The 26,054-nt window shown below is 66.7% G+C and carries 23 protein-coding genes; 13 read left to right on the top strand and 10 right to left on the bottom strand.

Annotated features, from left to right (window positions below):
* Positions 1–61 precede the first annotated feature (61 nt).
* Both AC1RM6_RS02040 and AC1RM6_RS02035 read left to right on the top strand, forming a co-directional pair.
* Positions 62–904 (top strand): DUF3667 domain-containing protein, encoded by an 843-nt coding sequence (locus AC1RM6_RS02040; RefSeq protein WP_493097922.1) that lies wholly within the window; start codon positions 62–64, stop codon positions 902–904.
* Between the two features lie 28 nt (positions 905–932).
* Positions 933–2,558 carry a TPM domain-containing protein gene (locus AC1RM6_RS02035; protein WP_493097921.1) on the top strand — a complete coding sequence of 542 codons (1,626 nt, stop codon included), beginning with the start codon at positions 933–935 and terminating at the stop codon, positions 2,556–2,558.
* A 130-nt stretch (positions 2,559–2,688) separates the two neighbouring features.
* On the opposite strand, the gene AC1RM6_RS02030 is transcribed toward AC1RM6_RS02035, so the two are convergent.
* Entirely contained in the window at positions 2,689–3,663 is a 975-nt protein-coding gene (locus AC1RM6_RS02030) for a GlxA family transcriptional regulator (RefSeq protein ID WP_493097920.1), read from the bottom strand.
* Between the two features lie 127 nt (positions 3,664–3,790).
* On the opposite strand from AC1RM6_RS02030, the gene AC1RM6_RS02025 reads away from it, so the two are divergent.
* Together AC1RM6_RS02025 and AC1RM6_RS02020 are read left to right on the top strand one after the other, a co-directional pair.
* Positions 3,791–4,591 carry an SDR family NAD(P)-dependent oxidoreductase gene (locus AC1RM6_RS02025; RefSeq protein ID WP_493097919.1) on the top strand — a complete coding sequence of 267 codons (801 nt, stop codon included), beginning with the start codon at positions 3,791–3,793 and terminating at the stop codon, positions 4,589–4,591.
* 22 nt (positions 4,592–4,613) lie between these two features.
* Positions 4,614–5,372 (top strand): SDR family oxidoreductase, encoded by a 759-nt coding sequence (locus tag AC1RM6_RS02020; protein WP_493097918.1) that lies wholly within the window; start codon positions 4,614–4,616, stop codon positions 5,370–5,372.
* 173 nt (positions 5,373–5,545) lie between these two features.
* Here the strand turns inward: AC1RM6_RS02020 and AC1RM6_RS02015 are convergent, their stop codons facing one another.
* The 3 genes from AC1RM6_RS02015 to AC1RM6_RS02005 form a co-directional block, all read right to left on the bottom strand.
* A complete protein-coding gene (locus tag AC1RM6_RS02015; RefSeq protein WP_493097917.1) occupies positions 5,546–5,710 on the bottom strand; it encodes a type II toxin-antitoxin system VapC family toxin in 165 nt (54 codons plus the stop codon).
* The gene (locus tag AC1RM6_RS02010; protein WP_493097916.1) at positions 5,707–5,946 is read right to left on the bottom strand and encodes a FitA-like ribbon-helix-helix domain-containing protein; all 240 of its coding nucleotides are present in this window, start codon (positions 5,944–5,946) and stop codon (positions 5,707–5,709) included. The genes AC1RM6_RS02015 and AC1RM6_RS02010 overlap by 4 nt, the downstream gene beginning before the upstream one ends.
* A 106-nt stretch (positions 5,947–6,052) precedes the next feature.
* Complete coding sequence (locus AC1RM6_RS02005; RefSeq protein WP_493097915.1) at positions 6,053–7,285, bottom strand: MFS transporter; 1,233 nt, start codon at positions 7,283–7,285, stop codon at positions 6,053–6,055.
* Between the two features lie 105 nt (positions 7,286–7,390).
* Between AC1RM6_RS02005 and AC1RM6_RS02000 the strand changes: the two genes are divergently transcribed.
* The 5 genes from AC1RM6_RS02000 to AC1RM6_RS01980 all read left to right on the top strand — a co-directional run bounded on the left by AC1RM6_RS02000 (position 7,391) and on the right by AC1RM6_RS01980 (position 11,645).
* Entirely contained in the window at positions 7,391–8,149 is a 759-nt protein-coding gene (locus tag AC1RM6_RS02000) for an AraC family transcriptional regulator (RefSeq protein WP_493097914.1), read from the top strand.
* Between the two features lie 120 nt (positions 8,150–8,269).
* Complete coding sequence (locus AC1RM6_RS01995; protein WP_493097913.1) at positions 8,270–8,905, top strand: hypothetical protein; 636 nt, start codon at positions 8,270–8,272, stop codon at positions 8,903–8,905.
* Between the two features lie 233 nt (positions 8,906–9,138).
* Positions 9,139–9,852 carry a phosphatase PAP2 family protein gene (locus AC1RM6_RS01990; RefSeq protein WP_493097912.1) on the top strand — a complete coding sequence of 238 codons (714 nt, stop codon included), beginning with the start codon at positions 9,139–9,141 and terminating at the stop codon, positions 9,850–9,852.
* A gap of 155 nt (positions 9,853–10,007) precedes the next feature.
* On the top strand, positions 10,008–10,664 hold the full coding sequence (locus AC1RM6_RS01985) for a VOC family protein (protein ID WP_493097911.1): 657 nt from the start codon (positions 10,008–10,010) through the stop codon (positions 10,662–10,664).
* A gap of 108 nt (positions 10,665–10,772) precedes the next feature.
* Positions 10,773–11,645: an SDR family NAD(P)-dependent oxidoreductase gene (locus AC1RM6_RS01980; protein ID WP_493097910.1), complete on the top strand. Its 873-nt coding sequence runs from the start codon at positions 10,773–10,775 to the stop codon at positions 11,643–11,645.
* A 243-nt stretch (positions 11,646–11,888) separates the two neighbouring features.
* Here AC1RM6_RS01980 and AC1RM6_RS01975 read toward each other — a convergent pair whose 3' ends face one another.
* Both AC1RM6_RS01975 and AC1RM6_RS01970 read right to left on the bottom strand, forming a co-directional pair.
* Entirely contained in the window at positions 11,889–13,295 is a 1,407-nt protein-coding gene (locus AC1RM6_RS01975) for an acyl-CoA reductase (RefSeq protein WP_493097909.1), read from the bottom strand.
* Positions 13,292–14,644, bottom strand: a complete 1,353-nt coding sequence (locus AC1RM6_RS01970) for a hypothetical protein (RefSeq protein WP_493097908.1) — start codon at positions 14,642–14,644, stop codon at positions 13,292–13,294. The genes AC1RM6_RS01975 and AC1RM6_RS01970 overlap by 4 nt, the downstream gene beginning before the upstream one ends.
* A 209-nt stretch (positions 14,645–14,853) precedes the next feature.
* Here AC1RM6_RS01970 and AC1RM6_RS01965 point away from each other — a divergent pair, with 209 nt between their 5' ends.
* Positions 14,854–15,438 (top strand): TetR/AcrR family transcriptional regulator, encoded by a 585-nt coding sequence (locus AC1RM6_RS01965; RefSeq protein WP_493097907.1) that lies wholly within the window; start codon positions 14,854–14,856, stop codon positions 15,436–15,438.
* A 108-nt stretch (positions 15,439–15,546) separates the two neighbouring features.
* On the opposite strand, the gene AC1RM6_RS01960 is transcribed toward AC1RM6_RS01965, so the two are convergent.
* A complete protein-coding gene (locus tag AC1RM6_RS01960; protein WP_493097906.1) occupies positions 15,547–16,233 on the bottom strand; it encodes a glutathione S-transferase family protein in 687 nt (228 codons plus the stop codon).
* Positions 16,234–16,343: 110 nt separating this feature from the next.
* On the opposite strand from AC1RM6_RS01960, the gene AC1RM6_RS01955 reads away from it, so the two are divergent.
* Positions 16,344–16,895, top strand: coding sequence for a TetR/AcrR family transcriptional regulator (locus tag AC1RM6_RS01955; RefSeq protein WP_493097905.1), 552 nt, complete (start codon positions 16,344–16,346; stop codon positions 16,893–16,895).
* A 76-nt stretch (positions 16,896–16,971) separates the two neighbouring features.
* Positions 16,972–18,267, top strand: coding sequence for a dipeptidase (locus tag AC1RM6_RS01950; RefSeq protein ID WP_493097904.1), 1,296 nt, complete (start codon positions 16,972–16,974; stop codon positions 18,265–18,267).
* Between the two features lie 204 nt (positions 18,268–18,471).
* On the opposite strand, the gene AC1RM6_RS01945 is transcribed toward AC1RM6_RS01950, so the two are convergent.
* On the bottom strand, positions 18,472–20,199 hold the full coding sequence (locus AC1RM6_RS01945; protein ID WP_493097903.1) for a CDP-glycerol glycerophosphotransferase family protein: 1,728 nt from the start codon (positions 20,197–20,199) through the stop codon (positions 18,472–18,474).
* Between the two features lie 224 nt (positions 20,200–20,423).
* Between AC1RM6_RS01945 and AC1RM6_RS01940 the strand changes: the two genes are divergently transcribed.
* Complete coding sequence (locus AC1RM6_RS01940; protein ID WP_493097902.1) at positions 20,424–21,734, top strand: DUF1214 domain-containing protein; 1,311 nt, start codon at positions 20,424–20,426, stop codon at positions 21,732–21,734.
* A 64-nt stretch (positions 21,735–21,798) separates the two neighbouring features.
* Here AC1RM6_RS01940 and AC1RM6_RS01935 read toward each other — a convergent pair whose 3' ends face one another.
* Together AC1RM6_RS01935 and AC1RM6_RS01930 are read right to left on the bottom strand one after the other, a co-directional pair.
* Positions 21,799–24,582: a patatin-like phospholipase family protein gene (locus AC1RM6_RS01935; protein ID WP_493097901.1), complete on the bottom strand. Its 2,784-nt coding sequence runs from the start codon at positions 24,580–24,582 to the stop codon at positions 21,799–21,801.
* Between the two features lie 77 nt (positions 24,583–24,659).
* The gene (locus tag AC1RM6_RS01930) at positions 24,660–25,991 is read right to left on the bottom strand and encodes a hypothetical protein (RefSeq protein ID WP_493097900.1); all 1,332 of its coding nucleotides are present in this window, start codon (positions 25,989–25,991) and stop codon (positions 24,660–24,662) included.
* Between the last annotated feature and the right edge of the window lie 63 nt (positions 25,992–26,054).

Below are 26,054 nucleotides of genomic sequence, written 5' to 3'. Positions count from 1 at the left end.
TGCAACCCGCGGCGTCATCGCGGGTTTCGCTCATCGGCGGCACGGTCCGTCGAGGGAGCCTATGCGAATCTGGCGGCGGGCGGGCGATATCATCCGGGAGGCCAAGGGCGCGTCGCACGCGCCGATGCCCGAGGCCGCGGTCGAGGCGGGGTGGTTCGAGGCGTCGCTGTGCCGCAACTGCGACGCGCCGCTGACGACGCCCTATTGCAGCCAGTGCGGGCAGAAGGCCGCGAAGCGGTTGGTCTGGAAGGATATCGGGCTCGAGACCTGGGACCGGGTCCGGCTGTTCGAGATCGCGCAGGCGCGGACGGTCGTCAGGCTGGTGCTGTCGCCCGGGCGGGTGGCGCGCGAGTTCGTGCTGGGGCGGCGCAGCGCGCATATGCACCCGCTCAAGCTGATGATCGCGCTGGTCGCGGCGCTGGTGCTGATGCTCGCCGCCAACCGCTATTTCGGCCATTACGAATTCGCCGGCCAGAATGCCGATGTCGACCGCATGGCGCAGCGGGTGATGGCCTATGCCAACTGGAGCTTTTCGCTCGGCATCGTCGCGATCTTCCTGGGATCGTGGACGGTGTTCGGACGCAGGCTCGGCTATAATGCGATCGAGCATGGCGTACTGTCGATCTTCTGCCAGAACATCATCCTGGCGGCGATCATCATCAACCTGCTGCCGACGTTGATCTGGCGCAGTCCCGACTTCATCCTGTGGCACAAAGCCGCGTCGCAATATTATCTCTATGCGATCAAGCTGCTGGTGGTCGGCATCGCCTATCGCCAGTTCTTCCTGCTCGACCTCAAGCGCGACTGGCCCAGGCTGCTGCTCGCCTGCCTGATCTATGTCGGCGCGAGCTGGGTCCTTCTGCGCGTCTATGCGTTGGCGATCCTGTGGCTGGTGAGCCGATAGGGCCGAGACCCTGGGTATAGGAGGGATCATGCGACGGACGGTGATGGCATCGACGGGGCTGACGGCATCGCTGGCGGCGCTGCTGCTCGCAGGATGCGGGTCGAAGGACAAGGAGCAGGCCACCGGCGCGCTGTCGGGATCGCAGAAGGTCGAGGCGATCGCATCGACGCTGCAGGCCTGTTCCTATGACGGATCGCCGGTCACCGCCGACGCGCAGACCCTGACCGGCACCGCGCCCAACGACTGTTCGCTCGCGGTGCGGCGGATCATGGGCTTCACCGGCCTGCCCGCCAATTTCGTCGTCGTGTCGGGCCCGGTCGACAATGCCGCAGCGGTGATCCTGCTCGACCGCAACCGGATTCCGCAGCGGGTGATCGCCTTCAATCCGCGCTTCATGGCGACGGCCGAGGCGCGGGTCGGCGGCAATCCGTGGGGGCCGATCAGCGTGATGGCGCACGAGATCGCGCATCATCTGTCGGGGCATACGATCGTGCCCGGCGGGAGCCGCCCCGAAATCGAGCTGGAGGCCGACAAGTTCAGCGGCTTCGTGCTGCAGAAGATGGGCGCGCCGCTGAACGACGCGACCCAGATGATCCTGACCGTCGGCAGCGACCATGCGAGCCCGAGCCACCCGGCCAAGCAGCAGCGTGCCGAGGCGATCCGCCAGGGCTGGGTCCAGGCCTGCCAACAGGCGGGCGGCAGCGGGTGCGCGGGCGGCAGCGCCTCCCCGCCCCCCGACCCCGCCACCGCTCCCCAGCGCCCGGCATCGCCGGTGCAGATCGCGTCGGCCGCGGCGGCGCTGCCCGCGCCGGGATCGATCCCCTTCAAATATGGCCGTTTCATCATCGACGAGACCGGCAAGCTCGATCCCGTCCGGGCGAAGGCGATCGACGCCAAGCTCTACGCGCTGGCGAAGAATGTCGGGGTCGAGTTCACGATCCTGGTGGTGAAGGACCTGCATGGCCTGTCGGCCGACGACTATGCCTGGGCAATGATGCGGCAGTTGCGGGTCGGCAAGCTCGACGTCGGCAATGGCGCGGTGGTGGTGGTGGCGCCGCGGCAGCGGCAGGCGGCGGTGGCGTTCGGCCCTGGCCTCGCCAAGGAAGCCGAATTCTCGAACCCCAAGGCGCAGCTGCTCAACTGGATCGACGCGGCCTGGGGCTATTGCGACGATGGCGACGGGTGCCAGGGCTGGACCGACAATCTGTTCAACATCTTCAATCTGACGCTGTCCAACGCCGAACATACCCAGTGGACGATCCGCTATCAGACGCTCGGCGCGCTGCTCGACCACTATAAGCAAGTCAATGACGAGCGGCTGAAGACCAGGCGCCCGTTCAATGCCGAGACCGACCAGCCGCTCGGCAGCCTGCTCCGGGTCAGCGGCAAGATCACCAGCCTGAACCCGCCGGCCGGCATCGGTCAGGTCAACGCGCGGATATTGGGCGGCGAGCTGGGTTACACTGCGGTGAGCATGACCACCGACGATGGCTATCCGGTGATCCTCTACGTCTCGCCGCGCACGGCGGCGCTGATGCCGTCGGGGCCGTTGAAGAACGGCGCGCGCTACACGGTGGTCGGGCGGTTGCAGCGCAGCGGCGACAAGGGCGCCCAAGCGTCGGCGATGTGGACGTTCAGCTATGACGGGATTTGAGCATGGTCGACGCCGTGCTTTCCCGAGTTCGCCATTTCGGACCTGATCCGGGATATCCCTGCGTCTCGATCGGCAGGCGCCCAGCAGCCCGGTGAGCGGCAAGAAGGCCCAGACCCGATAGGCCGTCTCGTCAGATCAGCTCCATCGCCTCGGCCTCATCCTCGGCCAGCGAAGACATCCGCGCGTTGCGGCGGATCACCTGGGGCGGCTGGCCGAAGGCGCGCACGAAGGCGCGGCGCATGCGCTCGCGGTCGGCGAAGCCGGTTTCGGCGGCGACCGTCTCGACCGGGTGGCGGCTCTGCTCCATCATCACCCGCGCCGCTTCGAGCCGCAGAGTCTCGACCGCCTTGGCCGGCGACTGGCCGGTTTCGGCGCGGAAGGCGCGGCTGAACTGGCGCGGGCTCAGATGCGCGGCGTCGGCAAGCTGCTCGACGGTCAGCGGCAGCCTGAGATTATTCTTGGCGAAGATCAGCGCGCTCTGGATGCGGTCGGACTTGGCGTCGATCTCGAGCAGCGCGCTGTGCTGCGACTGGCCGCCGCCGCGGCGGTGATGGAGCACCAGCTTCTGCGCGACCGATCGTGCCAGTTCATGCCCGAAATCCTTCTCGATCATCCCCAGCGCCATGTCGATCCCGGCGCTCATCCCCGCCGAGGTCCACACCGGGCCGTCGACGATGAAGATCCGATCCTCCTCCATCTTCACCCTGGGAAAGCTCTTCTGCAGCTCGCGCGCAGCGATCCAGTGGGTGGTCGCCCGCCGCCCGTCGAGAATCCCGGCATCGGCGAGCAGGAAGGCGCCCATGCAGATCGATGCGACCCGCCGCGCCGCACCCATGCCCGCCTGCGCGAAGGCGATCATCGCCGGGCTCGCCGCACGCCGGTCGACGCCGCTGCCGAAGATCAACGTGTCGAAATGCGGGTCGTCGAACCGATCGGTGTCGATCCGCATCCGCACCGAACTGGCGAGCGGGCCGCCTTCCTCCGACAGGAGATGGATGTCGTAAAGCGATTCGCCCGCCGCGACATTAGCAAACTCGAACACCGACATCGCGGCCAGGCTCATCAGCTGGAAATCGGGGGTCAGCACGAATCCGATACGCAGCATCGACGAGTCTCCATCGGACAAAAGGGCGATGTCCTAAAAGGTGGCATATACGACATAACGGCCGAACGCCAGCGCGCCTAGATCGGTCGGCGACGCCAGCCAGTCCGGCCGGCCACGGAGACATGATATGGCATATGAGCATAAGGGCACCGCGCTGATCACCGGCGCATCCTCGGGGATCGGCGCGGTCTATGCCGACCGGCTGGCGCGGCGCGGCTACGACCTGATCCTGGTCGCGCGCAACGCCGAGCGGCTGGCGGCGCTGGCAAGCGCGATCACCGATCGCACCGGCCGCGCGGTCGAGACCGTCCGCGCCGACCTGACCGATCGCGCCGACCGCGCGCGGGTCGAGACGATCCTGCGGACCGACGCCAGCATCACTTTGCTGGTCAACAATGCCGGGGTCGGCGGGACCGCGCCGCTGCTCGACGCCGATATCGACGCGATGGAGGCGATGATCGAACTCAACGTCACCGCGCCGATGCGGCTGGCCTATGCCGTCGCCCCCGCCTTCGCCGCACGCGGCGCCGGCACGATCGTCAACATCGCCTCGATCGTCGCGGTCGCGCCCGAACTGCTCAACGGCGTCTATGGCGGCAGCAAGGCGTTCGTGCTCGCGCTCACCCAGTCCCTCCAGCATGAACTGGCCGGCAAGGGATTGCGCGTCCAGGCGGTGCTGCCGGGGGCGACCGCGACCGAGTTCTGGGACATCGCCGGAACCCCGGTAGACCATCTTCCGCAGGCGATCGTGATGTCGGCCGAGGACATGGTCGACGCCGCGCTCGCCGGACTCGACCAGGGCGAGGTCGTCACCATCCCGTCGCTGCCCGACCCCGCCGACTGGGCCGCGTTCGAAGCCGCCCGCCAGGCGCTCGGCCCCAATCTCTCGCACGCCAGCCCCGCCGCCCGCTTCGCGGCCGCGCGCTGAACCACATCCCAGGAGACTTCGCATGAAACTCACCGGCAACACCATCTTCATCACCGGCGGCGGATCGGGCATCGGCCGCGGCCTCGCCGAGGCGCTGCACCGGCTCGGCAACCAGGTGATCATCTCGGGGCGCCGCAAGGACCGGCTGCAGGCGGTGATCGACGCCAACCCCGGCATGGCCGCGGTCGAACTCGACATCGCCGATCCCGCCAGCATCGCGACGGTCGCGGCGAAGCTGATCGCCGACTATCCCGCGCTCAACATACTGATCAACAATGCCGGGATCATGATCCCCGACCAGGCGCAGGGCCCGGTCGACGAGACGATCCTGACCTCGACGATCGACACCAACCTGGTCGGGCCGATCCGGATGACCTCGGCGCTGATCGAGCATCTCAAGGCCCGCGACGATGCCGCGATCGCCTATGTCTCGTCGGTGCTCGGCTTCGTGCCGCTGGCGCTGACCGCGGTCTATTCGGCGACCAAGGCGGCGCTCCACAGTTTCGCGCTGTCGCAGCGCTTCCTGCTCGCCGATGCCGGGGTCAAGGTGATCGAGATCGCCCCACCCTGGGTCCGCACCGAGTTGCTGGGCAGCGAGGAGGAGGAACGGGCGATCCCGCTGGCGACCTTCATCGACGGCGCGATCGAACAGCTCGGCGCCGGCGCGATCGAGATCCTCGTCGACCCCGCTCCGCAGATGCGCGCCAATCCCGGCCCCAACGAACATGGCTGGGTCGACCAGTTCAACGCGATGATGATGAGCGGGCCGGCGATCGGCTGACCCGGCTTGCGAAAGCCGCTCTTTCTCGCTCCGGTGGAAGCCGGAGCGAGGGATGGCCGGCGGGTATGCGGAAAGTTGGACCGTTAATTCGTACCTTCGAGACCGCTGGCGACTTCGCGCAACGAGGCGATCGCCGCGTGCAGCGCCGGGTCGGCCTGCCGCACTTTCCGCAGTTAGGATCGGCCGACCTTTTTCCAGAGGATATTCGAGCATTCGGGTATCAGCAGGTCCGGCGCGGCCAGCCCGGGAACTTCCAGCAGCGACACCGCCTCGGACGTCGCCTCTTCGGTGACGACCCATTTGACGGCCACGCTCGCATCGACGACCAGCCGGCTCACCTTTCGTCACGCATCTCGCGCAACAACTCTTCCGAAGGCGTCTGAGCCTGCCTGGCGGTCAGCGCCCGCATTTCCGCCGCGAGTTCGACAAAATTCGGCTCGACCTCGCTGGAGACCGCCTGCCGCAATATTTCCCGATGTTCCGCTTCCACCGAACGGCCGTGCCGCGCCGCCCGGCGGCGCAGCCGCAGGATGACGTCGTCCTCGAGATTGCGAACATGAAGATTTCCGGACATCGACGATCTCACCCACATGATCTCAATGAGATCATGTGGGTGAGATCGTCGACTTGTCGATAGCCGCCTTCGCGATCGGGGGACGCGAGACCGCCCCGGCGCTCGATCAGTCCGCGGCGCGCATCCGCTCGATGTTCGGCAGGAAGGCGCACAGCAGCCCGATCAGCGGCAGGAAGGCGCAGACCCGATAGACGGTCTCGATGCTCGTATAGTCGGCAAGCCAGCCGAGTGCTGCGGCGCCGATGCCGCCCATGCCGAACGAGAAGCCGAAGAACAGCCCGGCGATCATCCCGACCTTGCCGGGCACCAGTTCCTGCGCGAACACGACGATCGCGGGGAAGGCCGAGGCGAGGATCAGCCCGATCGCGACGGTGATCGGCCCGGTCCAGAACAGGCTGGCGTGCGGCAGCAGCAGGGTGAAGGGCAGCGCGCCGAGGATCGAGAACCAGATCACATATTTGCGCCCGAACCGGTCGCCGAGCGGCCCGCCGGCGACCGTCCCGACCGCGACCGCGCCGAGGAAGACGAACAGATGGAGTTGGGCCACCTGCACCGACACCCCGAAACGGTGGATCAGGTAAAAGGTGAAGTAGCTCGTCAGGCTGGCGAGATAGACATATTTCGAGAAGATCAGCGCCAGCAGCACCAGGATACCGCGCCGCGCGACGCCGCCGGGCAGCGCCAGCGCCGGCCGCGCCTTCGCGCCGGCGCGCAGCCGGGCGAGGCCGTGATGCTTGTACCACATCCCGACATTCCACAGCACCGCGCCCGACAGCAAGGCGAGCAGCGCGAAGAAATGGAGGCTCGACTGGCCCCAGCGCACCACCACGATCGCGGCGGCAAGCGGCCCCAGCGCCTGGCCGGCATTGCCGCCGACCTGGAACAGCGACTGGGCGAGGCCGTGGCGCCGCCCGCCCGCCATCCGCGCGACCCGCGAGGATTCGGGGTGGAACACCGACGATCCCATGCCGAGCAAAGACGCTCCCACCAGCACCACCGCATAGCCATGCGCGACCGACAGCACCATCAGCCCGGCGAGCGAGAACAGCGTCCCGAACGGCAGCGCCATCGGCACCGGCCGCTTGTCGGCATAGAGACCGATCAGCGGCTGGAGGATCGAGGCGGTGATCTGATAGACCAGCGTCACCAGTCCGATCTGCCCGAAGCTCAGGCCGAGATCGGTCTTGAGCGCCGGATAGATCGCCGGCAGCAGCGACTGCATCATGTCGTTGATCAGGTGACAGAAGCTGATCGCGATCAGCACCGCGAACACCGTCGCATTCGCATCGGCCGTCCCCGGCCGGCCCGGCTCGCCGCTGTTCATACCTGTCGTCGCCATCATCGTCTTCCTTCGATCAAGCGGCTCGCCTAGCAGGTTCGAATCTGTCCCGCTTCATGCTATGGGCCATCCACTTTCGAGAACAGGCCAAAGCGCGGAGAAATCGTGCAGCGCAATCCCGACGCCCATGATCATGTCGACCGCGCGGTGTTCGGGGTCGGCAACGACTATCCGCCATCGTTCGAACTGGCGATGCACAGCCACCGGCGCGGCCAGCTGCTCCATGCCGCGACGGGCGTGATCGCGGTCAGCACCCCGCAGGGCGCCTGGGTGGCGCCGCCCGAACGCGCGGTGTGGATCCCGCAAGGGACACCGCATGCGGTGCGGATGATCGGCACCGTCAGCACCCGCAGCGTGATGATCGCGCCCTCGGCGAGCGCCGCGCTGGGTCCGGCCTGTCGGGTGATCGGAGTATCGCCGCTGCTCGGCGCGCTGCTGTCCGAGGCGGCCGGCATGCCGGTCGACTATGACGAAGACGGGCGCGACGGGCTGGCAATGCGGCTGCTGGTCGCCGAGATCGAGCGCGCGCCGCTGATCCCGCTCGCGGTCCCCTTCCCCGCGCATCCGCGGCTCGCGGCGCACTGCCATGATTTCCTCGAACGGCCCGACGCGCACAGCGCGATCGATCAATGGGCCGACGCGCTGGCGATGAATCGCCGCAGCTTCACCCGGCTGTTCCGGCGCGAGACCGGCATGAGCTTCGCCGAATGGCGCCAGCAGGCCTGCCTCGCGGCAGCGCTGCCCCGGCTGGCCGCCGGCGAGCCGGTGACGACGATCGCGCTCGACCTGGGATATGACAGCCCCGCAAGCTTCTCGACGATGTTCCGCCGCGCGCTCGGGGTCGCGCCGAGCCGCTACCGGTAGGCGGAGCCGAAACTGCTTCATTTCGGGTACATCCGCACTGTATTAACCGAATAAGCCTCTTCCATCGGGCGCGGCAGCCTCTATCGCTGTCATCGGGTTGTCACGAAGTCAGGATCCTTGATGAAACGCCGCGGACCGGTTGCAGCACCCCGTATCGGATCGTCGGAGCGCATATTGCGCGCGCTCGCCGCCGAATTTCCCCGCCTCCACGACCGCCAGTCTTTCCTCGCCAGCCCGTCGCTGCTCAAATATTTCGAGAAGGAAAGCGGCGAAGGGCTGACCGAGCTCGAGCGGCAGGCGGTCGCCAAGGCGCTGACGCGGCTGGTCGGCGACGATGCGATCTCGGAGATCCTATGGCCGCAGGGCCATTCGGCGAAGGTGCATCTGCCCGAACAGGGGATGATCGCGGTGTCGGTCGACCTGAGTTCGCTGCGCGAGGAAAAGCTGCGCTGGGAGGCCCATCCGGAGGGCGCCGAGCCGACCCAGGAACGGATCGTCGCCGAGATCATCGAGCGATCACGCAAATGGATCGAGCAGAATTCGGATGAGGGCAGCCTGCCGCTGCTGCTGAGCAATGTCAGCATCATCCATGGATCGAACGCCTTCGACATCCTGGTGAGCGCCTCCTACCGCAATCCCTATGAGCTGCTGCGCTACACCCGCGAGGTGATCCAGATCGTCAATCATGTCGCGGGCACCCACACGATGCTGGTCGCGCAAAGCTATGGATTTCCGAATTTCGGCAAACCGGCGTGATTTTTCGCGCGATGCGCCCGGATAGGCGTGATGACGGCGAGTTTCTAAAAACTCGTCATGCTGAACGTGTTTCAGCGCCTACTCTTATACTCGGGAACGTTCCCCCGTCGCACGGTGGATCCTGAAACAAGTTCAGGATGACGAAGAAGACGTAGCAGAGAAATGCGGGTTCGGTCCGGCCAGATCGTCGTTGCGATCGAACGATCTTCGGTCCAGGCGAGGCGCAGTCCAACATGACGACGAAGGAGACGAGGACGATGCGCGACCGGATCAGGGCGCTGGCCAGCGACCGCAAGGTCATCATCGGCTTCCTCGTCATCGCCGCGCTGGTCTTCGCGTTCGGCAAGCTCGCCTCCGAAATCCTCGAAGGCGAGTCCTTCGCGATCGACCGGATGATCATGCTCGGCCTGCGCGATGCCGCCGATCCGGCGCAGCCGATCGGCCCGGCCTGGCTGCTCGGCGCGATGCGCGACATCACCGCGTTCGGCGGGGTCACCCATCTGACGATCTTCACCGTGCTGGTCGCGGTCTATTTCCTGGTGATCCGCAACCCGCGCACCGCGCTGTTCGTCGTGGCCGCGATCTCGCTCGGGGCGATCCTCGCCAGCCTGGCAAAATCGGTGTTCGCGCGGCCCCGGCCCGACATCGTCCCGCATCTGGTCGAGGTCAGCCACAGCAGCTTTCCGAGCGGCCATGCGATGAATTCGGCGATCGTCTACCTGACGCTGGCGACCCTGGTCGCCCGTGCCCAGCCGGCGCGGCCGGTGCGGCTTTATGTCCAGGCGGCGGCGATCACGCTGACCCTGCTGATCGGCTGCTCGCGGGTCTATCTGGGGGTGCACTGGCCGAGCGACGTCGTCGCCGGCTGGTGCGCGGGCGCCTTGTGGGCGACGCTCTGCTCGTTCGTCTTCCACAGCCTGCTGCCGCAACCGCGCCGTCCCGGATAAATTTCTCGCCATCGCCGATTTGTTAACCATTGTGACCGGCGCCACAGTGGCTATTCGAGAATCTCGATAAGCCAGACCAAGATTTTCACACTGAACAACGGGGGCGGCAGTCCCCATTAAGGTTTTGCCCGATAGGGGGCAGGGAGTTTCGGATCATGTCGTCACGGTTCAAATCCATCGCGATGGTCGCAGCGTTGCTGCTCGCCGCGCCGGGCTTAGCAGCCGAGCTGCCCGTGGCCGACGAGACGATCGTCGTCACCGGCGAGCGCGCCGCCCCCGCCCCGGTCGAGCTGCCGCATGCGATCGCCGATGGCCGGCTCGAGGCGCGTCGCTATGTCAGCCCCGCCGAGGCGCGCCATGCGGTGCGCAGTGCGCTGGCGACCAAGGGCAGCAAGCTGATCGAGGACGACAGCTTCGCTTCGGGCCATGAGATCGGGCGCCCCTATCAGCTGATCCGCCGGATCCGCGTCCAGGGCCCGCAGGGCGCATCGACACTGCTCGTCAGCCAGGACGCGCCGCGCGCGCCGTTCGGCGACGAGCGCGCCAGCGTCGCGGTGCCCGACATCGCCAAGGCGCTGCGCGCGGTCGAGGCCGATGGCGGCACGATCCTCGCCGGCCCGTTCACCGCGGGCAGCCGCGAGGTCGCGCTGATCCGCGCGGCCGAGGGCGGCCTGTTCGAACTGCACGGCCCGCGCCGTCCGGTCACGCGCGGCAGCTTCGGCGCCAGCCATGCCTATCGGGCGATCGACACCGATCGCAAGCCGCTGCCGCTCCATTCGACGGTCGGCCAGATGGCGTCGCTGGGGCGCTGATCGTTTCGCCACCAGTAATGGTAACACGAAGTTTCATTTATTGCGTCGCGCCGCACGCCTGCCTATCATGACCTCAAGCCGATAGCGGCCATGATCGGGGAGAGGCATATGGGCGAGGACAGGCAGCGGGTCGCGGTGGTGACCGGCGCGAGCGCGGGGATCGGCAAGGCGACCGCGCGGATGCTGCTCGAACAGGGCTGGCATGTGATCGGCACCGGCCGCGATCCGGCCCGCACCGCGGCGGCCGAGGCCGACCTGACCCAGGCAGCCGCGCCCGGCGCCCGGCTCGACATGCTGCGCGGCGACTTCAACGAGATGAAGGACGTGCAGCGGGTGGCGGGCGAGATCGCCGGCCTCACCGGACGGATCGATACATTGATCAACAATGCCGGCGGGGTGCGCGACCGGCTCTACCTGACCGGCGAGGGGCTCGAGGCGACTTTCGCGGCCAATCATCTTGCCCCATTCCTGCTCACCCGCGAACTGCTGCCGTTGCTCGAGGCAACCGCCGCCGGCTCACCCGCGGGCACGGTCCGGGTGATCGCGGTCTCCTCGTCGGGGCATCAGGCCTGCCCGGCGATGCGCTGGGACGATCTCAACATGATCGGCGATTTCTCGGCGGGCGGCGCCTATTGCCAGGCCAAGCTCGCCAACATCCTGTTCACCCGCGAACTGGCGCGCCGGATCGGCAACGCCGGCATCGTCGCGCAGGCGATGCACCCCGGCCGGATCGCGAGCAATTTCGCCAGCCATGGCGACAAGGCGATGCAGAGCTATATGGCCCATGCCGACACCGATGCGCCCGACCAGCCGGCGAAGACGCTGGTATGGATGGCGACCGCGCCCGAGGCGGGCGTGGATGGCGGTCGCTATTTCCACGACATGACCGAGGTGGCGCCGGCGCCGCAGGCACTCGACGACGATGCCGCGCGGCGGCTGTGGGAAGCGAGCGAGGCGATGCTGGCGAAGATCGGGATTTGACCTCTTCGTCACCTTGCCGCTGAGCTTAAGACGAATCGCTACTTTCTTCGCCGCCCCGCACTTGTTGCGGGGTCCATGGCTATCGCCGCGCGGGTCACCGCCGAGCGTCGAACGCAGCTTTCACTCCCCGCTTTCCTCCAGCCGTGGCGCCCGATGCACCAGCCATGGACCCCGCAACAAGTGCGGGGCGACGGGTTAAACGAGCGCCAAGCGCGCACCGGGTGACATGCACGAGCAGTCAGCTCAGCCGCAGCCATCCTCATGCGCCATCCAGTGGACGAAGCGGTGGAGCGGGTACATCGCGTCGTGCGGGTTGCCGATCGTGGTCGGGCCCGCCTCGCCGAGATGGACGATGCGCTGGGCGCCGCCGCTCGCCAGCCGGTCGCGATAGTCGGGCATGCGGTCGAACGGGAAGAAGCCGACCGTCTGGGTGGCGACGTTGATATATTTGACCGCGTCGTCGAGGCTGTCGACCCGCACCAGATTGGCGGTCTTGTTGATCGGGTGGAAATCGACCGGCTCGTCCGAGCGGATGACGACGCCCTTGCCGTCGGTGCGGCCCCACACCCGATAATCGTCGTCGAGCATCATCAGCGTCTCGATCTGCTCGCGCAGATCCATGTCGAGCGGACGGACGTCGCCCGAGGCCGCCGCCCGCGCGGCGATGCAGGCATGGAGCTTTGCGCCGAAGCGGTCGGCATCGTCCTGGTCGGCCTCGACATAGACGAAGCGGCTGGCGACGCATGCCTCCTGGTTGAGGGTCATGACGTCGGCGGCGGCGAGGTCCGCGACCTTGTCGAGCACCTCCTCCGACGCGAACGCTTCCCGGCCGACCATCGAGATCGAGGTCTTGGGATCGAATGACACCAGCTGGAAGCCCGGGCCGATATATTTGACGACATTGTTGATCGCGTCGCCGCCGCCCCAGGCGACGATCTTGTCGAAATATTGCGGGCGGTAGAGGACCTGCTCGGTGGCATCGTCGCCGCCGCGCCAATAGACCGCCGACATCGACTTCACGATCGGATGGTCGGGATCGATCGCCGCCATCGTCCGCAGGATCGCAACCATCGTGAACGGGTCGCTCGACGACATCTTGAACAGGTTGACCGCCTTGACCATCGCGCCCTGCGCGATCGACTTGACCGCGACCCCGGGCGAATTGCCGGGCAGCACATGGATCAGCCGCGGCGCGAAGGCGCGCACGAAGCTCTTGCGGCCGGTGAAATCCTGTTTCGGCACCCAGCCGTCGAGCGCCTTGGGGTCAGGGAAATTCTGCTCGACCTCGGCCATCAGCCGGCGCTTGTCGAGATAGGCGGCGGCGTACATCGCCTGGTTCTCGACGACACCGCGCGGCAGGATATGGGTCGAGCACATCCGGTCGATGCATTCCTGCATCACATCGTTCTTCGGATCGCGGATCCGCGCGCCGGTCTCGACGAGGAAGTCGATGATCTCGGCCAGCGGCACGTTGAGCAAGGGCGGCACCTCGGTGCGCGGATGGACCGCGCGGTCGAGGTCGATCTTCGGGGTCGCGAAGCTCACCCCGAGGTCGCGCGAGCGGTGGGTGACGTCGCTGCCCTCGACCAGTTCGCCGCGCAGGAAGAAGGGCGCGGAGACCACCGCCGCATTGTCAATGATCGCGTTCATGCCACACCTCGCACATAGGCATCGACGGTGCCCGCACAGCCGATCTTGTCGTCGCCGCCGCCGAGATCGGCATAGCGGACGATGTCGTCGCGGATCGTCGGGCCCTTGTTCCCGCAGGCGCAGGGGCTGAAATCGATCGAAACCTTGTCGCCCGAGATCACCCCGCCCCAGCGACCGTCGATCGACAGGTCGAAAAAGGCGGCGCGGCCTTCATATTCGCCCTTCTGGCGCGGCAGCAGCGCATCGCCCTCCTTGTCGAGGATCAGCGGCACCACCCAGGGCGGGACATGATAGCGCCCGCCCTCTCGGCAGCGCGGCATCCCCGAATGCAGCTCCTGCATGCTGTAATTCTGGTAATTGCGCTCGGGCTGGATGTTGAACGTCTCGTAGACATACTCGCGATAATCGTCGGGCAGCTTGGCGCGCTTCAGCCCGCCGCCGACATAGATCGAGTTCTCCGGGTGAAAATCCTTGGCGCTATAGCCCATGTCGCGCACCGCCTTGGCGACGGTGTAGAGGCCGAGCCACAGCCCGGTGACGTGAAGCTTGTCGGCGCGCGCCGCGACGACGGCTTGCGCCGTGATGCCGACCGCATCGTCGACCGCCTTCTGGCGGATCGCCGAGGTCTCCTCATATTTCTGGAGGTCGCCGGGCTTCGCGGTGCCGTCGGCGATCTTCTTGCGCAGCACCACCATCTGGGTCAGCCCGCCGACGGTGATCGGCGGCACCGGATATTGGAAACGTTCGGAGTTCGGATCCTGGAGCGCCGCGACATAGGCCTCGCCGGTGGCGAAGTTGCGCGGCACGAAGGCGACCGGCGCCATGCCGAACATCCGCCGGTCCTGGAGCGGCTGCACCCCCGAGCCCCAGCTATAGGCGGCGACCGCCTCCTTCTTGCACCAGTCCATGTCCTTCGCCGAAGCGACGAGCATCGCCGACTTGCCGGTCGTCCCACTCGAACAGGAGACATAATGGCCGCTCTGCTGGAGCTTTTCGACCCAGTCGTCGACGTCGGCGATCGCGTCGCGATCCTGCGGCGGCACCCGGTGGCTCGACACGGTGTCGAGCCATTTGCCGAGCCGGTCCCAGCGCTCGTCCATCAGGAAGCTTTCGGGATAGCTCTTATAGGCGGTGTGCGGGAACAGCAGCCGGACGACATCCTCATGGCTGCGGACCTCGTCCATGTTCGCCTCGCGGGCGCGGTGGCCGAGCAGCTTGATCGCGTCCCTGCGCTCCTGGAACCGCTCGTTCATCGCCGCGACCTGCACGGCCTCCAGTTCCTCGAACGGGATGTCGTAGCGGTTGTCCGCCTCGACCAACCCGGTCAGCTTCTCGACAGCCTCGCCCATGCTCTTCTCCTCTTTGCCGTCGTCCGGCGGCTTTGCGTTCGTTCGTCGTTCGGCGCTATCCTGTGCCGAGTCGTAATGGTACCTGATCGTTTCATTATGCGCGCATTTCGCCGGAGGACAAGAATATTCGACAGCAAGCCGAAATCGCGGCCGCACGCCCGGGCGTCGGGCGGCCGACCCGCGCGCAGCAGGCCGAGCGCCATGAGGAATTGCTGGGCGCCGCGCTCGACATCTTCCTGGAGAAAGGCTTCGAGCAGACGACGATCGAGGAGATCGCAACCCGGGTCGGCATGTCGAAGCGGACCGTCTATGCGCGCTACGAAGACAAGGCGGCGCTGTTCAAGGCCGCGGTCCATCGTGCGATCGCTCTCTACACGATCCCGCGCGCGGCGATCGACGCCGTGGCGGAGGCGGCGGGAACCGACGATCTGGAGCAGATCCTGCTCGCGGTCGCGCGCCAGCGGATCGCCAATCTCGCCACCCCGGTCGCGACCAAGCTGCAGCGGATATTGAGCGCGCAATCCTATCGCTTCCCCGAACTGTTCCACGCCGCGTTCGAGGAAGGCGCCGGGCCGGTGATCGATTTCCTGTGCGACCTGTTCGAACGCCACAACGCGCTGGGCGAGATCGCCCTCACCGACCCGCGCTCGGCTGCCTCGGCCTTTCTGAGTCTCGCGGTCAGCGGCCCGGGCCGGGTGATCGTGTCGGGCAATGTCCTCGACGAGGCGCAGATCGACGCCCGGGTCAGGTTCGCGGTGAGCCTGTTCCTGAACGGGGCGCGGCGGCGGGACTGAGTTATTTTCCGTCGCCCCAGCGTAGGCTGGGGTCCATGTCTCTCGCCTGCTCAATGACGGTAATTGGGGCCACAGACATGGACCCCAGCCTACGCTGGGGCGACGAATTCAGAAGCCGAACCGCTTGAGATCCTCGGGCAGGAAATCCTGGCCGCTGCGATTCTTCACGCTCGGCAGGTCCGCCACCCGCGCACGCCATGCGCGCAGCGCCGTCAGGTCCTCCGGCACGTTCACTCCCGCCGCCTCGCCGAAATTCAGCGCCGCGAAGATGGTGATATCGGCCATCGAGAAACGCTCGCCGGCGACGAACGGGCGATCCTTCAGCACCGCGTCGAACCAGCCCATGCCCCGCACCGCGCGATCGCGCTGGCGTTCGCCCCATTCGCGCCGGCCGGCCCAGTCGGGGCTGACATAAGGCTGCATCGCCTCGCCCAACCCGGGCGTCGCATAATGGAAATAGCCGTCGATTCCGTCCATCAGTTCGGTCTCGGCGCGCTTCTGCATCATGTGGATCATCGCCTTCTCGCGCGGGGTCGTGCCGGTCAGGGTCGGTTGGCCATCGAGATTGTCGAGATATTCGGTGATCGCGGTGCTTTCCGAAATCTGGGTGCCGTCGTCGAGTTCGAGCACCGGGATCTTGCCCGACGGATTGATCGCGAGGAACGGCGCCTGCTTGTGCTCGGCGCCGATCAGATCGACGCTGACGAACTCGATCTGATCCTCGATGCCCTTTTCGGCGAGGACGATGCGGATGCGCGATGGGTTGGGGAAGCCGGAGCGGTCGTAGATCTTCATGGCACGTCCTTTCAGTGCGAATTCTATCTATCAGTAGATAGACATAATTGCGCTAGAGGCCTTTCCAAAGCCCCCGTCAAGCTTTATCTATCAGTAGATAGGGAGATGACATGAGCGACACACGACAGACGATCCTCGATGCGGCGAAACCGATGGTGCAGGCGCGCGGCTATAATGCGCTGAGCTTTCGCGACGTCGCCGCCGCAGTCGGGATCAAGAGCGCGAGCATCCATTATCATTTCCCGACCAAGGGCGATCTCGGCGCGGCGCTGGCGCGGCGCTATACCGACGACGGCATGGCCTATCTCGCCGGCCTGCGCGCCGGCGCGTCGGACGTGGCCGCGCTGGTCCAGGGCTTCGCGGCGATCTTCCGCGCGGCGCTGACCAACGACAACCGCATGTGCCTGTGCGGGATCATGACCGCCGAGCATCAGGACCTGCCCGACGCGGTGCGCGCCGAGGTCGACCGCTTCACCGACAGCTGCGCCGCCTGGCTCGCCGAGGTGCTGGCGCAGGACGACGGCGCGGCCGCCGCGCGCGACCGGGCGCTGGCGATCTTCGCCGCGATCCAGGGTGCGCAGCTGGTCGCGCGCGGGCGCGGCGATGTCGGCCTGTTCGACGCGATCATCGCCCGCTACCGCGCGGCGAAGCTGCTGCCCTGAGCGCGCTCACAGATGGGGGTTGGCAGAGCCGGCGCGATCCGCAATCCTCGGCTTTCGCATTTTTCGGGGGAATATCATGAAAGCCGCCTTGCTCCTCGCGCCGTTCGCGCTGCTGTCGATCGCGCCCGCTCTCGCCGCGCCCGCGGCGCCGGCCACCGACTATGCCGCGCGGGTCGCCAAGGTGATGAAGGCGACCCCGCTGATCGACGGGCACAATGACTGGCCCGAGGCGCTACGCGACCGCGAGGGCGAAGGCCGCTGGACCAAGGATCTGCGCGCCGGGCTCGACAAGGGCAAGACGCCCTATGAGACCGACATCGCCCGGCTGCGCGCCGGAATGGTCGGCGGGCAATTCTGGTCGGTCTATGTCTCGGCCGGGCTGCCGGGGCTCGAACAGGTCAAGGAGACGCTCGAGCAGATCGACCTCGTCAAATATATCGTCGCGCGCTACCCGAACGACTTCGCGCTGGCCCAGACCGCCGCCCAGGTTCGCGCCGCGCACAAGGCGGGCAGGATCGCGTCGATGATGGGGGTCGAGGGTGGCGGCCAGATCGACGGCAGCCTCTCGGTGCTGCGCGCCTATCATGATCTGGGCGCGGGCTATCTGACCCTCACCCATTCACGCACGATCGCATGGGCGGATTCGGCGACTGATACGCCGAAACATAATGGCCTCACCCCGTTCGGCGAGAAGGTGGTGCACGAGCTCAACCGGCTCGGCATGCTGGTCGACCTCAGCCATGTCAGCGAGAAGACGATGCTCGACGCGCTCAAGGTCACCAAGGCGCCGGTGATCTTCTCGCATTCCGACGCGCGCGGGCTCAACGACCATCCGCGTGACGTCTCCGATGCGGTGCTCAAACAGGTGGCGATCAATGGCGGGGTGGTGATGATCGCCTTTGCGCGCCCCTATCTGACCGAGGCCTATCGCCACTGGGATGCCGACCGTTCGGCCGAGCGCGCCCGGCTCAACGCCCCGCCGTTCGGCGGCCTCTATATCGGCCAACCCGACAAGGCCGCCGCCGCGCTCGCCGCCTGGGAGAAGGCGCATCCCGAGCCGCGGGTCACCGTCGGCGACGTCGCCGACCATATCGAGCATGTCGTCAAGATCGCGGGCTACGACAATGTCGGGATCGGATCGGACTTCGACGGGCTCGGCAGCGCGCTGCCCGAGGGGATCGAGCATGTCGGCAAATATCCCGCCTTGCTCGCCGAACTGATGCGCCGCGGCTGGACCGACGAGCAGGTCGCCAAGGTCGCCGGCGAGAATGTGCTGCGGGTGATGGCGGCGGCCGAGAAGGTCGCGGCGTCGATGAAGGCCGAACTGCCGGGAACGGCGGTGCTGCCCGAGGAGTCGGCGAAGGGGGAGTGAGCAAGGGTCCCCTTTCCCGTCGCCCCGGCCTTGTGCCGGGGTCCATGGCTGATGCGTCTGGCGAAACCTTCGCGCGCCACCCACCCCTTGGCTAGTCTATGTTCATCCCTCGACGGTGATTCATGATGTGAGAGCCATGGCCCCCGGCACAAGGCCGGGGCGACGGCGGAGATGTGGCGCCAAGACCGCCCGGTCCCCTTCCATTCAGCCGCCCTTCGCCAGGTCCGACGCCAGCGCCAGCAACCGCGCCGCCGGCAGGGCGCCGACGATGCCATAGGCATCCTCGCCCTCTTCCCAATAAGCGACATCGTCGCCGTCGCGGTCCGACAGCAAGGGGGTGGCCTCCGCCGGGGTATTGACCCGCATCGCCACCAGCGAGATCGCCTCGCCGCGGTCGGTGATCGCGGCGATCTGGACCAGCGGCCCGACCGTCGAGGGATAGACCTGAACGTCGGTCAACCGCCAGGCCTTGGGCAGTTGCGGCACCCGGATGCCGGTGGCGCTGCGGATCTCCCGGCGATCGAGCGCCGGCACCTCGGGCTGCGACTTCATCGCCGCGCGGATCCGGCTGGTTTCGTGCGAGCGTAGCGCACGGTCGACGAAGGCGGTCTCGGCCTGGGCCGGGCTGGTCAGCGGCCCGATCGCGTCGTTCATGATCCAGCCGGTGCCGATCGCGAGCGCCAGGATGGCCGCACGCTGAATGCGCCTGGCTATCGATGGCGCCAGCCCGACCGATGACCGCGGCACGGCATGCACCGCGAGATAATCGGCGATCGCGGTGGCCGCCCGCACCGATGGCGTCGCCTCGCCGGTCGCGAAGGTTTCGCCAAATCCGGCGACCTGCGCATCGGCATAGGCGCCATGGCCGGCAAAGGCGGCGTCGACCTGGTCGAGCAGCCGCTCGGCCGAGCCGGCGACCGGGCCGAAGCGCCAATGCGCATAATCCTCGTTGCCCTGCCAGTCGACGCCATGCGCGTCGAGGAACAGGCATGGCTTGGGCGTGCGGAGAAACTCGTAGACCTGGCTGCTGACGTCGCCGATGTAGAGATCGGCCCGCGCAGTGTAGCTCATGTCGATCGACCGGTCGCTGCCGGTGTCGATCAGGATGTGGTCGTGCCGGCCGAACTCGGCGATCAGCGCATCCCAGCGCGCGCGCTTCTTGCGGCCGTCGAGCATCCGGACATGCGGCGCGACGATCAGATTATAGCGATCCTGCGCGGCGAAGGCGCGCAGCAGCGGCACCCCGAACGCGTCCCAGGAACCGAGCCGCGAGAAATGTGGGTTGTACAGCACGGTCGGCCGATCATTGGCGAAGGGCGACCAGGCCGGATCGCGGATCGCATCGGCGGCGTCGAATTTGGGATAGCCGACCACCGCATGGCGCCCTTTGCGGATCAGCCCTTCGCGCCCTAACCGCTCACGATGCTTCTCGCCCGCCATCAGCACCATGTCGAAATGGCGGATCCGCGGATCGAAGCCGGCGGCGCGATCGCCGGCGCCATGATCGAGATGGATATAATGCGGCGAACGCGCGCCCAGCAGCTTGAGCTGGACGGTGGTGCGCTCGGGGATCGCGATCGCATCGAAGCGGTCGAGATGGCGCGCGAGCAGGCCGAGGCTGAGCAGTTTCGGCGGCACCGACCGGCCACTGCGCCCGTACAGCACGCGCAGCAGCAGCGGGTTGGTCACCGCATAGCGGATCGGCGCCCCGCCCAGCCGTTCGGCGAGCCCGCGCGCATAGGCGATATGGTCCTCGCTCGGCGAAGCGACATGGACCTCGAACCCCGGCCGCCGCGCCAGTTCGACCGCGGTCGAAATGCCATGGAGCAGCTGGTGGCGCTGGGCATTGAAGAAGAAGCAGATCCGGATCGGCGGCGCGGCGGCATCGGCGGCACGATCAGTGGCAGGGATCGGATAGGGCGACACGGCCATCGGGCGTCCTTCGAGGGTGAGATATCGGAAGCGGCCCGTCGGGCGACGCGTTCCATGGCGGTCCACCTAGCAGGCCTCTATGGCCAAAAGGCGGCCGCAACATTTCCCGGAGCTTTCCCGATCCCGCCGCATCGCCGGGGCGCTGATATGGTCGGCGTCGTTTTGCGCCTTTTGTCTACCCGAACGATCATCAATATCGATGGCGAGAAAATGGGAGAGATCGCATGGCGAGCGCAAAGAATATCCTACGCGGCGGGCTGCTGGTGCTGGCGGGCGTCGTGGCGTCGCAGGTGGCGAAGGCGGGACAGGCCCAGCCGCCGGCGCCCCCCGCGTCGCCCGCCGCCGACGGCGTGGCCGGTTGGAACGAGCTGATCGACAGCCTGCGCGACCTGCCCGCGCATATGCTGGCCAAGCTGCCCGAGGCGCAGCGCCGCGATCCGCAGATCCAGCAGGAGGTCGGCCGGCTGGCGCTCGCCGCCTTCGCCGCCTCGGCGATCGACACGCTGGGCAGCGACGGCGACCATCCGGCGTTCATCGCCCAGATCAACGCGGTGCTCAATGTCGGCCAGCCCAATGCCGACACCAGCTACCGCGTCGCCAAGATCACCCCCGGCGGCACCTACCGCATCCGCGGCACCCGCGGCACGCTGCGGATGGTGCGGATCGCGCAAGGCGCGCCGCCCAAGCCGCCGGTCGCCGGCCAGCCCAATCTCGGCCCGCAGCGGATCGACCATGACGTCAACGCGCTTCCGGTCGACGCGCATGACCAGTTCGACGTGATCCTCAGCCCGACCCGGCCCGAAGGGTACAAAGGCGAATGGTGGCCGCTCCAGCCGACCACCGACAAGCTGCTGCTGCGCATGGTCGGGGTCGACTGGGGCAAGGAGCGCGAGCCGAGCTTCGCGATCGAGCGGCTCGACAAACCGGTCGAGCGCCCGCGCCCGTCGGCGGCCGATCTCGAAAAGCGGCTGCGCGCCCTCCCCCGCACCACCGGCTTCATCGCGTCGCTGTTCGTCGATCATGTCGCGAAGCTGCGCGACGAGGGTTATGTCAACAAGCTGAAGATATTCGACGTCTCGCAGCTCGGCGGGCTGGCGGGGCAATTCTATTATGAGGGCGCCTATGATCTCAAGGACGACGAGGCGCTGATCGTCGAGGCGACAGTGCCGAAGAAATGCCTCTACCGGTCGATCATCCTGACCAACGATCTCTACGAGACCACCGACTGGTACAACAACCATAGCAGCCTCAACGACACCCAGGCGCATCCCGACAAGGACGGGGTGCTGCGCATCGTCGTGTCGGCGCGCGACCCCGGCGTCGCCAACTGGGTCGACACCGCCGGCTATCCCACCGGTGTGATCCAGGGTCGCTGGGCCGAATGCGACACCCAGCCGGTGCCGAGCATCCGCAAGGTGGCGTTCGCCGACATCCGCAAGCAATTGCCGGCGGAGACGGTGGCGGTGACACCCGAACAGCGCGACCGGATTCTGCGCGACCGGCGGGCGGCGTTGCAGCAAAGGCCGTTGTGGTGAGGGCCGCCCCCGCCGTCGGCTTGCATAAGGGCATGTGAACCGGGTTACGGACAGGCTGCACGCGTCAAGACGCCGTCGCCATCGCCCGGAACAGGTCCGGTCCATGCTGGGTCTGGTTGAGCAGCCGATTCATGAGCTGCGCGCCGAGCACACGATAGCTTTCCCACTGCGCCTCGTCGAAGAACTGGTCGCCGGTGGTCTGCTGCGGGAAGGTCGGATTGGCGAGCGCATAGCCGATCAGGTCCTCGGACATCTGCGGAAACAGGCTTGGTTTGATCCAGACGATGTAACGCGACGTCGGCTTCTCGTCCGATCGATCGCGGAACCGTTTCGAGTCGTGCAGCGCGAAGCTGCCGACCTCGAGCAACAGCGCCAGCCCGCTGCTCTCGCGCACTTTGGCGTTGCCCCGCCATGTGCCGCCGGGAGCGTTGAGGAACAGTTTCACCCCAGCGGGCCCCACCAGCGTCTCGACCACCTCGTCGGCGGCGACCCGCACGTCGAGCCCCAGATCGATCCGCGCCTTGCGGATCAGATTCTGCAGATCTTCGAATTGATAGTCGGGGTCGGCGCCATTGTCGCAGACCAGGATCACCCGCGTCCTGCGCCGCAGCAGTTCATAGGCGCCACTATTCTCGAAATGCCCGCCATCGGTAAGGTAGACACGGCGATTGGCGCGAACATAGCGCCCGAACATCTCCGACAGCAGATAGCCATAAGTGCCGGCCTTGATCCGGGCGAGCGACAATAGCGCGCCGGCCCGTTGCACGATCCCGGCGGCAGCCGCCGGCGCCGGCCCGAGGATGTTGTTGACCCGCCACCGATAGCCGAGCCGGATATTGGCGAAGGTCAGGGTCATCGCGGTACCCAGCGTGGTGCGCGCGCCCATTCCCGACGAGGCGGCAGCACCCGAAATCGCGCAGAGCTGCCCGACGCTCAGCCGTTCGACATGCTTTTCCTTGAGCGCCCGCCAATCGAGAAAACGCGGCGGCTTGTCCACGCGGGCAGCATCGACGAACACACCCTCGGGTCCGAACACGATCGGCACCCCCTTGCGGTCCTGGTCGGTCAGATTGGATCGGTCGGCGCTCTTGCTCTCGTTGAGGGTGACGTTGATCAGGTGTAGCGGCGCCCCGCTCGCGCGCTGCTGGTAGCGGACGATGTCGATCACGTCCTTTCCGTCGGTCTCGGTGATCGGACGACCCTGGCTACCGCCCGCCGGAATCGCCAGCCGATCCAGATTGCTCGCCCCCAGATAGGCCCTCGTCAACCGCGACGCGTAAAGATGGTGCAGCGACGACAGGTTGATGAAACCGGTCGACCAGCCGGTGACGAGAAAGAGCGGCACCAGCACCAGCAGCGCCGCGAAGATGCCATTCATATTGAAGGAAGCGGCCTCGCCGACCCTCACCGCGCCGGCCGCGTCGGGCTGCCAGACGATGAACTGCACGACGGTATCGGCCATCACCGCGAATATGGCGTAGAGCAACACCCCGACCAGCATCGCGACCAGGCTGAGATGCTTGAAGACGAAGTCGAGCTTGCCGCCTTGCCGATCCGAAAAGGCGCTTGCCGCGCTGTTGATCGCCCAGGCGCCCGCCGATGCAATGAGCGGCGGCAGCGTGGTGAGGACAGGCGCTCCGCTCCACCACGACGACAGGTTGATCCTGACCCAGAGCGCCGTCATGTCGACGAACCCGCAGGCGGCGATGCCGATCGTTGCGAGCATCATCCACGCGCCCAGCCGCGAAAGGCGCCGCCGCGTCTCGATGATGAAGCCATCCGGAATCCCCCAGGGGGCCGACACCGCCAGCACCGTCGCCCCTCCGAGCGCCAGCACCGCGCCGGCGCCAAGCAGGATCGATGGGAAGGAGCCGATCGGCGCCAGGAACCTGATCGCGTCGTTGGCCAGCAGCAATCCCACGCCGGCCATCAGCGCGGTCGCCGTTCCGAAAAGCGCCACGATCACCTTCGATGACGGATGAAACAGCGTAGCCGCGTCACGGGCGCGCCGCCCGACACGGCCGCTCGACGTCAGCCAGAACGCAGTACCGGCCGCCGCCGCCAAAAACAGCGGCAACCCTGCCAGCGGCAACAGCGGGCTGATGAAGAAGCGCGTGGCATGGACCTCCGCCTTGCAGCCGCAGGCCGGCGTCAGCAGCCCACCGCCACGCCCGAGGTGCGGCAGCGCCTCACCCCATACCAGCGCGGGCCACAACAGCACTGCGGTCAGCAGGCTCGCGATCAGCACCGGCAGTGCGAAAACATACAGCATCGCCAGCCAGTTTCGGATCATATAATAGCTCGCCGCGACATAGTCGGTGGCACCATTGGGGGCGAGATAGCGCGCATGTTCGCGCAACCACCAGACCGGATGCTTCAGCCGCTGCTCTCCCGGGCCCGGCCCTGCGATCTCCCGCTCGTTCGATCCGCCGCGCAACACCTGCTGCGCGAAAGCATGTTTCCGCCGGATCTCCTCTACCTGTTTCTTCCGGACCTCATCGGCGTGCCGGTCCGCGGGCCCGGCTTGGGTTGCGCTCCGGCCGATCAAGCGTCGGCCGAAACCGATGATCCGGTTCCACATGCCGGGTTTGGCATCGCACGAGCCGCGTCGATCCTCGGGGGTGAACAGGCTGGTCAGGAAGCTGCCGATATAGCCTCCGCCCGACACGGTGGAGAGATAGTCGAAATCGAGCAGCCGATCATGCCGTGCCAGCACCTGCGCCACGCCGAGCGAGATCGTCGCGCTGCGGATGCCGCCCCCCGACAATGCGAGACCCAGCGCATTGTCGTCGAGCATTTCCACCCCCGTGGTATCGCCGGCCACCCGCAACGCCTCGCGGCGCTTCAAACGCGCGCTCCTCATAGCCGCTTCGGTCGGATCCTCGTACTCCTGCATAATGCCTATCCCCCACCAAGCCTGCCGTCCTATTTGAACGGCTTCAGCAGATCATCGGTCTGCTTGACGACCTCCACCGAACCGAGGCTGCACCCATTTTCGGGCTCCTTCGCCAGCCGGGCGAGATGATTGCACGCCGCATCGAGCCGGCCGTCCCATTCGCCCCAGAGCCGGCGCGTCCGCTTGAGATCGACGGTGAGCATCTGCGTGCTCGGGTCATGCTTCAGTCCTGCCCGGTGCGTCGCCAGCGTGCTGCGCGCGTCGCGCAGCAGCGCGTCGCCGAACAGTCCGATCTTCTGGATCGAGGCGAAACCGGACACCGCATCCTTCAGGATCGATTTGAACACGCCCGGATTCGGCGATGAAAAGGCCGCCACCAGATTCGACACCCGGTCGAACGATTGCTCGGCATCGATCGTCTGGAGATCCACGCCCGCCTGAAAGACCCGGAGGACGCGCACCGCATAAGCATAATGCTCGAACGGGATATGCTGCGACGCCTCGAGATCGGTCGAACTCGTGAACGTGGTGGCGGCCTTTTCGGCGGCCAGCGCGGCCGCCGCGTCAGGCTGGGTTCCCGCAACCAGCGCATGGAAGGCATAGGCATTGGCGTTCATCGACGGGCTCGCCTTGCGCAGTTCGGCGTCGGCGATGCGGATATGCTTGAGCAGCCGCGACGCCTGGTCGGCCTCGCGCGACGAATGGTGCGAGCTGATCAGTTCGAGCCCATAGTCGGCGAACAGCGCAAGGATGACATGCGCGCGCAACAGCCGGCCTTCGACATCCTGGTCGCCATAATAGGTTACCACGCCCGCCCCCAGCGGTGCCGGCTTTCCCGTGTCCTTCTGATCGCTGCCGACGGGGGCGACATAGCAATCGAGATAGCGGTTGACCGGCATGTCGAGCCGCTCGCCATTCCAATAGGTTTTTTTCGCCTCGAGCCCATATCCCTCCTTGGGATAGGCATCACGGCCGCTGGTCTCGGCATAGGGCCGGTTGTCGGCCGCACCATGGACCGGCGCATCGCCATTCTGCTGGCCGCCGCCATATTGGAGATACGACATCAGTCCCTGATAGAGCCGCGCCGTCGTATTCTTGACGAAGGTCGGCGAATCCATTGCCGCGATCGCGCTCGCGGGCGGATATTTGCTGGGCTTGTCCCTGTTGCGATCGGCGAAGTTCGCATAGGATGTGCCGGACAGCATCGCCGGCCCGAAAAAGCCGTTGTCGAGCAAGCATTCGCGAAAGCTCTGTGGATGGATACCGGCCGGGTGATCGGCCAGGCCCGTAGACAGCAAGGTGCAGCCCGACAGCGGCAATATTGCCGCAACCGCCGGCAACAGGCGCAGAAACATCTTCAATATGGCCTCCCCATGGCTGGGTCGCGGCGAGGCCAATTGCCACCCCGACGCCTCCCCGAACGT

The sequence above is a fragment of the Rhizorhabdus sp. GW822-FHT03C02 genome (genome assembly GCF_058801765.1).
This window is presented reverse-complemented; position numbering and strand designations above follow the sequence as displayed.

Coding starts and splice junctions, on each gene's coding strand:
- AC1RM6_RS01975 (WP_493097909.1), bottom strand. CDS start 13,295: ATGAACGCGATCATTGACAATGCGGCGGTGGTCTCCGCGCCCTTCTTC.
- AC1RM6_RS02005 (WP_493097915.1), bottom strand. CDS start 7,285: ATGGCGACGACAGGTATGAACAGCGGCGAGCCGGGCCGGCCGGGGACG.
- AC1RM6_RS02025 (WP_493097919.1), top strand. CDS start 3,791: ATGGCATATGAGCATAAGGGCACCGCGCTGATCACCGGCGCATCCTCG.
- AC1RM6_RS01970 (WP_493097908.1), bottom strand. CDS start 14,644: ATGGGCGAGGCTGTCGAGAAGCTGACCGGGTTGGTCGAGGCGGACAAC.
- AC1RM6_RS01960 (WP_493097906.1), bottom strand. CDS start 16,233: ATGAAGATCTACGACCGCTCCGGCTTCCCCAACCCATCGCGCATCCGC.
- AC1RM6_RS01955 (WP_493097905.1), top strand. CDS start 16,344: ATGAGCGACACACGACAGACGATCCTCGATGCGGCGAAACCGATGGTG.
- AC1RM6_RS02010 (WP_493097916.1), bottom strand. CDS start 5,946: ATGTCCGGAAATCTTCATGTTCGCAATCTCGAGGACGACGTCATCCTG.
- AC1RM6_RS01995 (WP_493097913.1), top strand. CDS start 8,270: ATGAAACGCCGCGGACCGGTTGCAGCACCCCGTATCGGATCGTCGGAG.
- AC1RM6_RS02035 (WP_493097921.1), top strand. CDS start 933: ATGCGACGGACGGTGATGGCATCGACGGGGCTGACGGCATCGCTGGCG.
- AC1RM6_RS02020 (WP_493097918.1), top strand. CDS start 4,614: ATGAAACTCACCGGCAACACCATCTTCATCACCGGCGGCGGATCGGGC.
- AC1RM6_RS01940 (WP_493097902.1), top strand. CDS start 20,424: ATGGCGAGCGCAAAGAATATCCTACGCGGCGGGCTGCTGGTGCTGGCG.
- AC1RM6_RS01985 (WP_493097911.1), top strand. CDS start 10,008: ATGTCGTCACGGTTCAAATCCATCGCGATGGTCGCAGCGTTGCTGCTC.
- AC1RM6_RS01950 (WP_493097904.1), top strand. CDS start 16,972: ATGAAAGCCGCCTTGCTCCTCGCGCCGTTCGCGCTGCTGTCGATCGCG.
- AC1RM6_RS02040 (WP_493097922.1), top strand. CDS start 62: ATGCGAATCTGGCGGCGGGCGGGCGATATCATCCGGGAGGCCAAGGGC.
- AC1RM6_RS01980 (WP_493097910.1), top strand. CDS start 10,773: ATGGGCGAGGACAGGCAGCGGGTCGCGGTGGTGACCGGCGCGAGCGCG.
- AC1RM6_RS01990 (WP_493097912.1), top strand. CDS start 9,139: ATGACGACGAAGGAGACGAGGACGATGCGCGACCGGATCAGGGCGCTG.
- AC1RM6_RS02030 (WP_493097920.1), bottom strand. CDS start 3,663: ATGCTGCGTATCGGATTCGTGCTGACCCCCGATTTCCAGCTGATGAGC.
- AC1RM6_RS01945 (WP_493097903.1), bottom strand. CDS start 20,199: ATGGCCGTGTCGCCCTATCCGATCCCTGCCACTGATCGTGCCGCCGAT.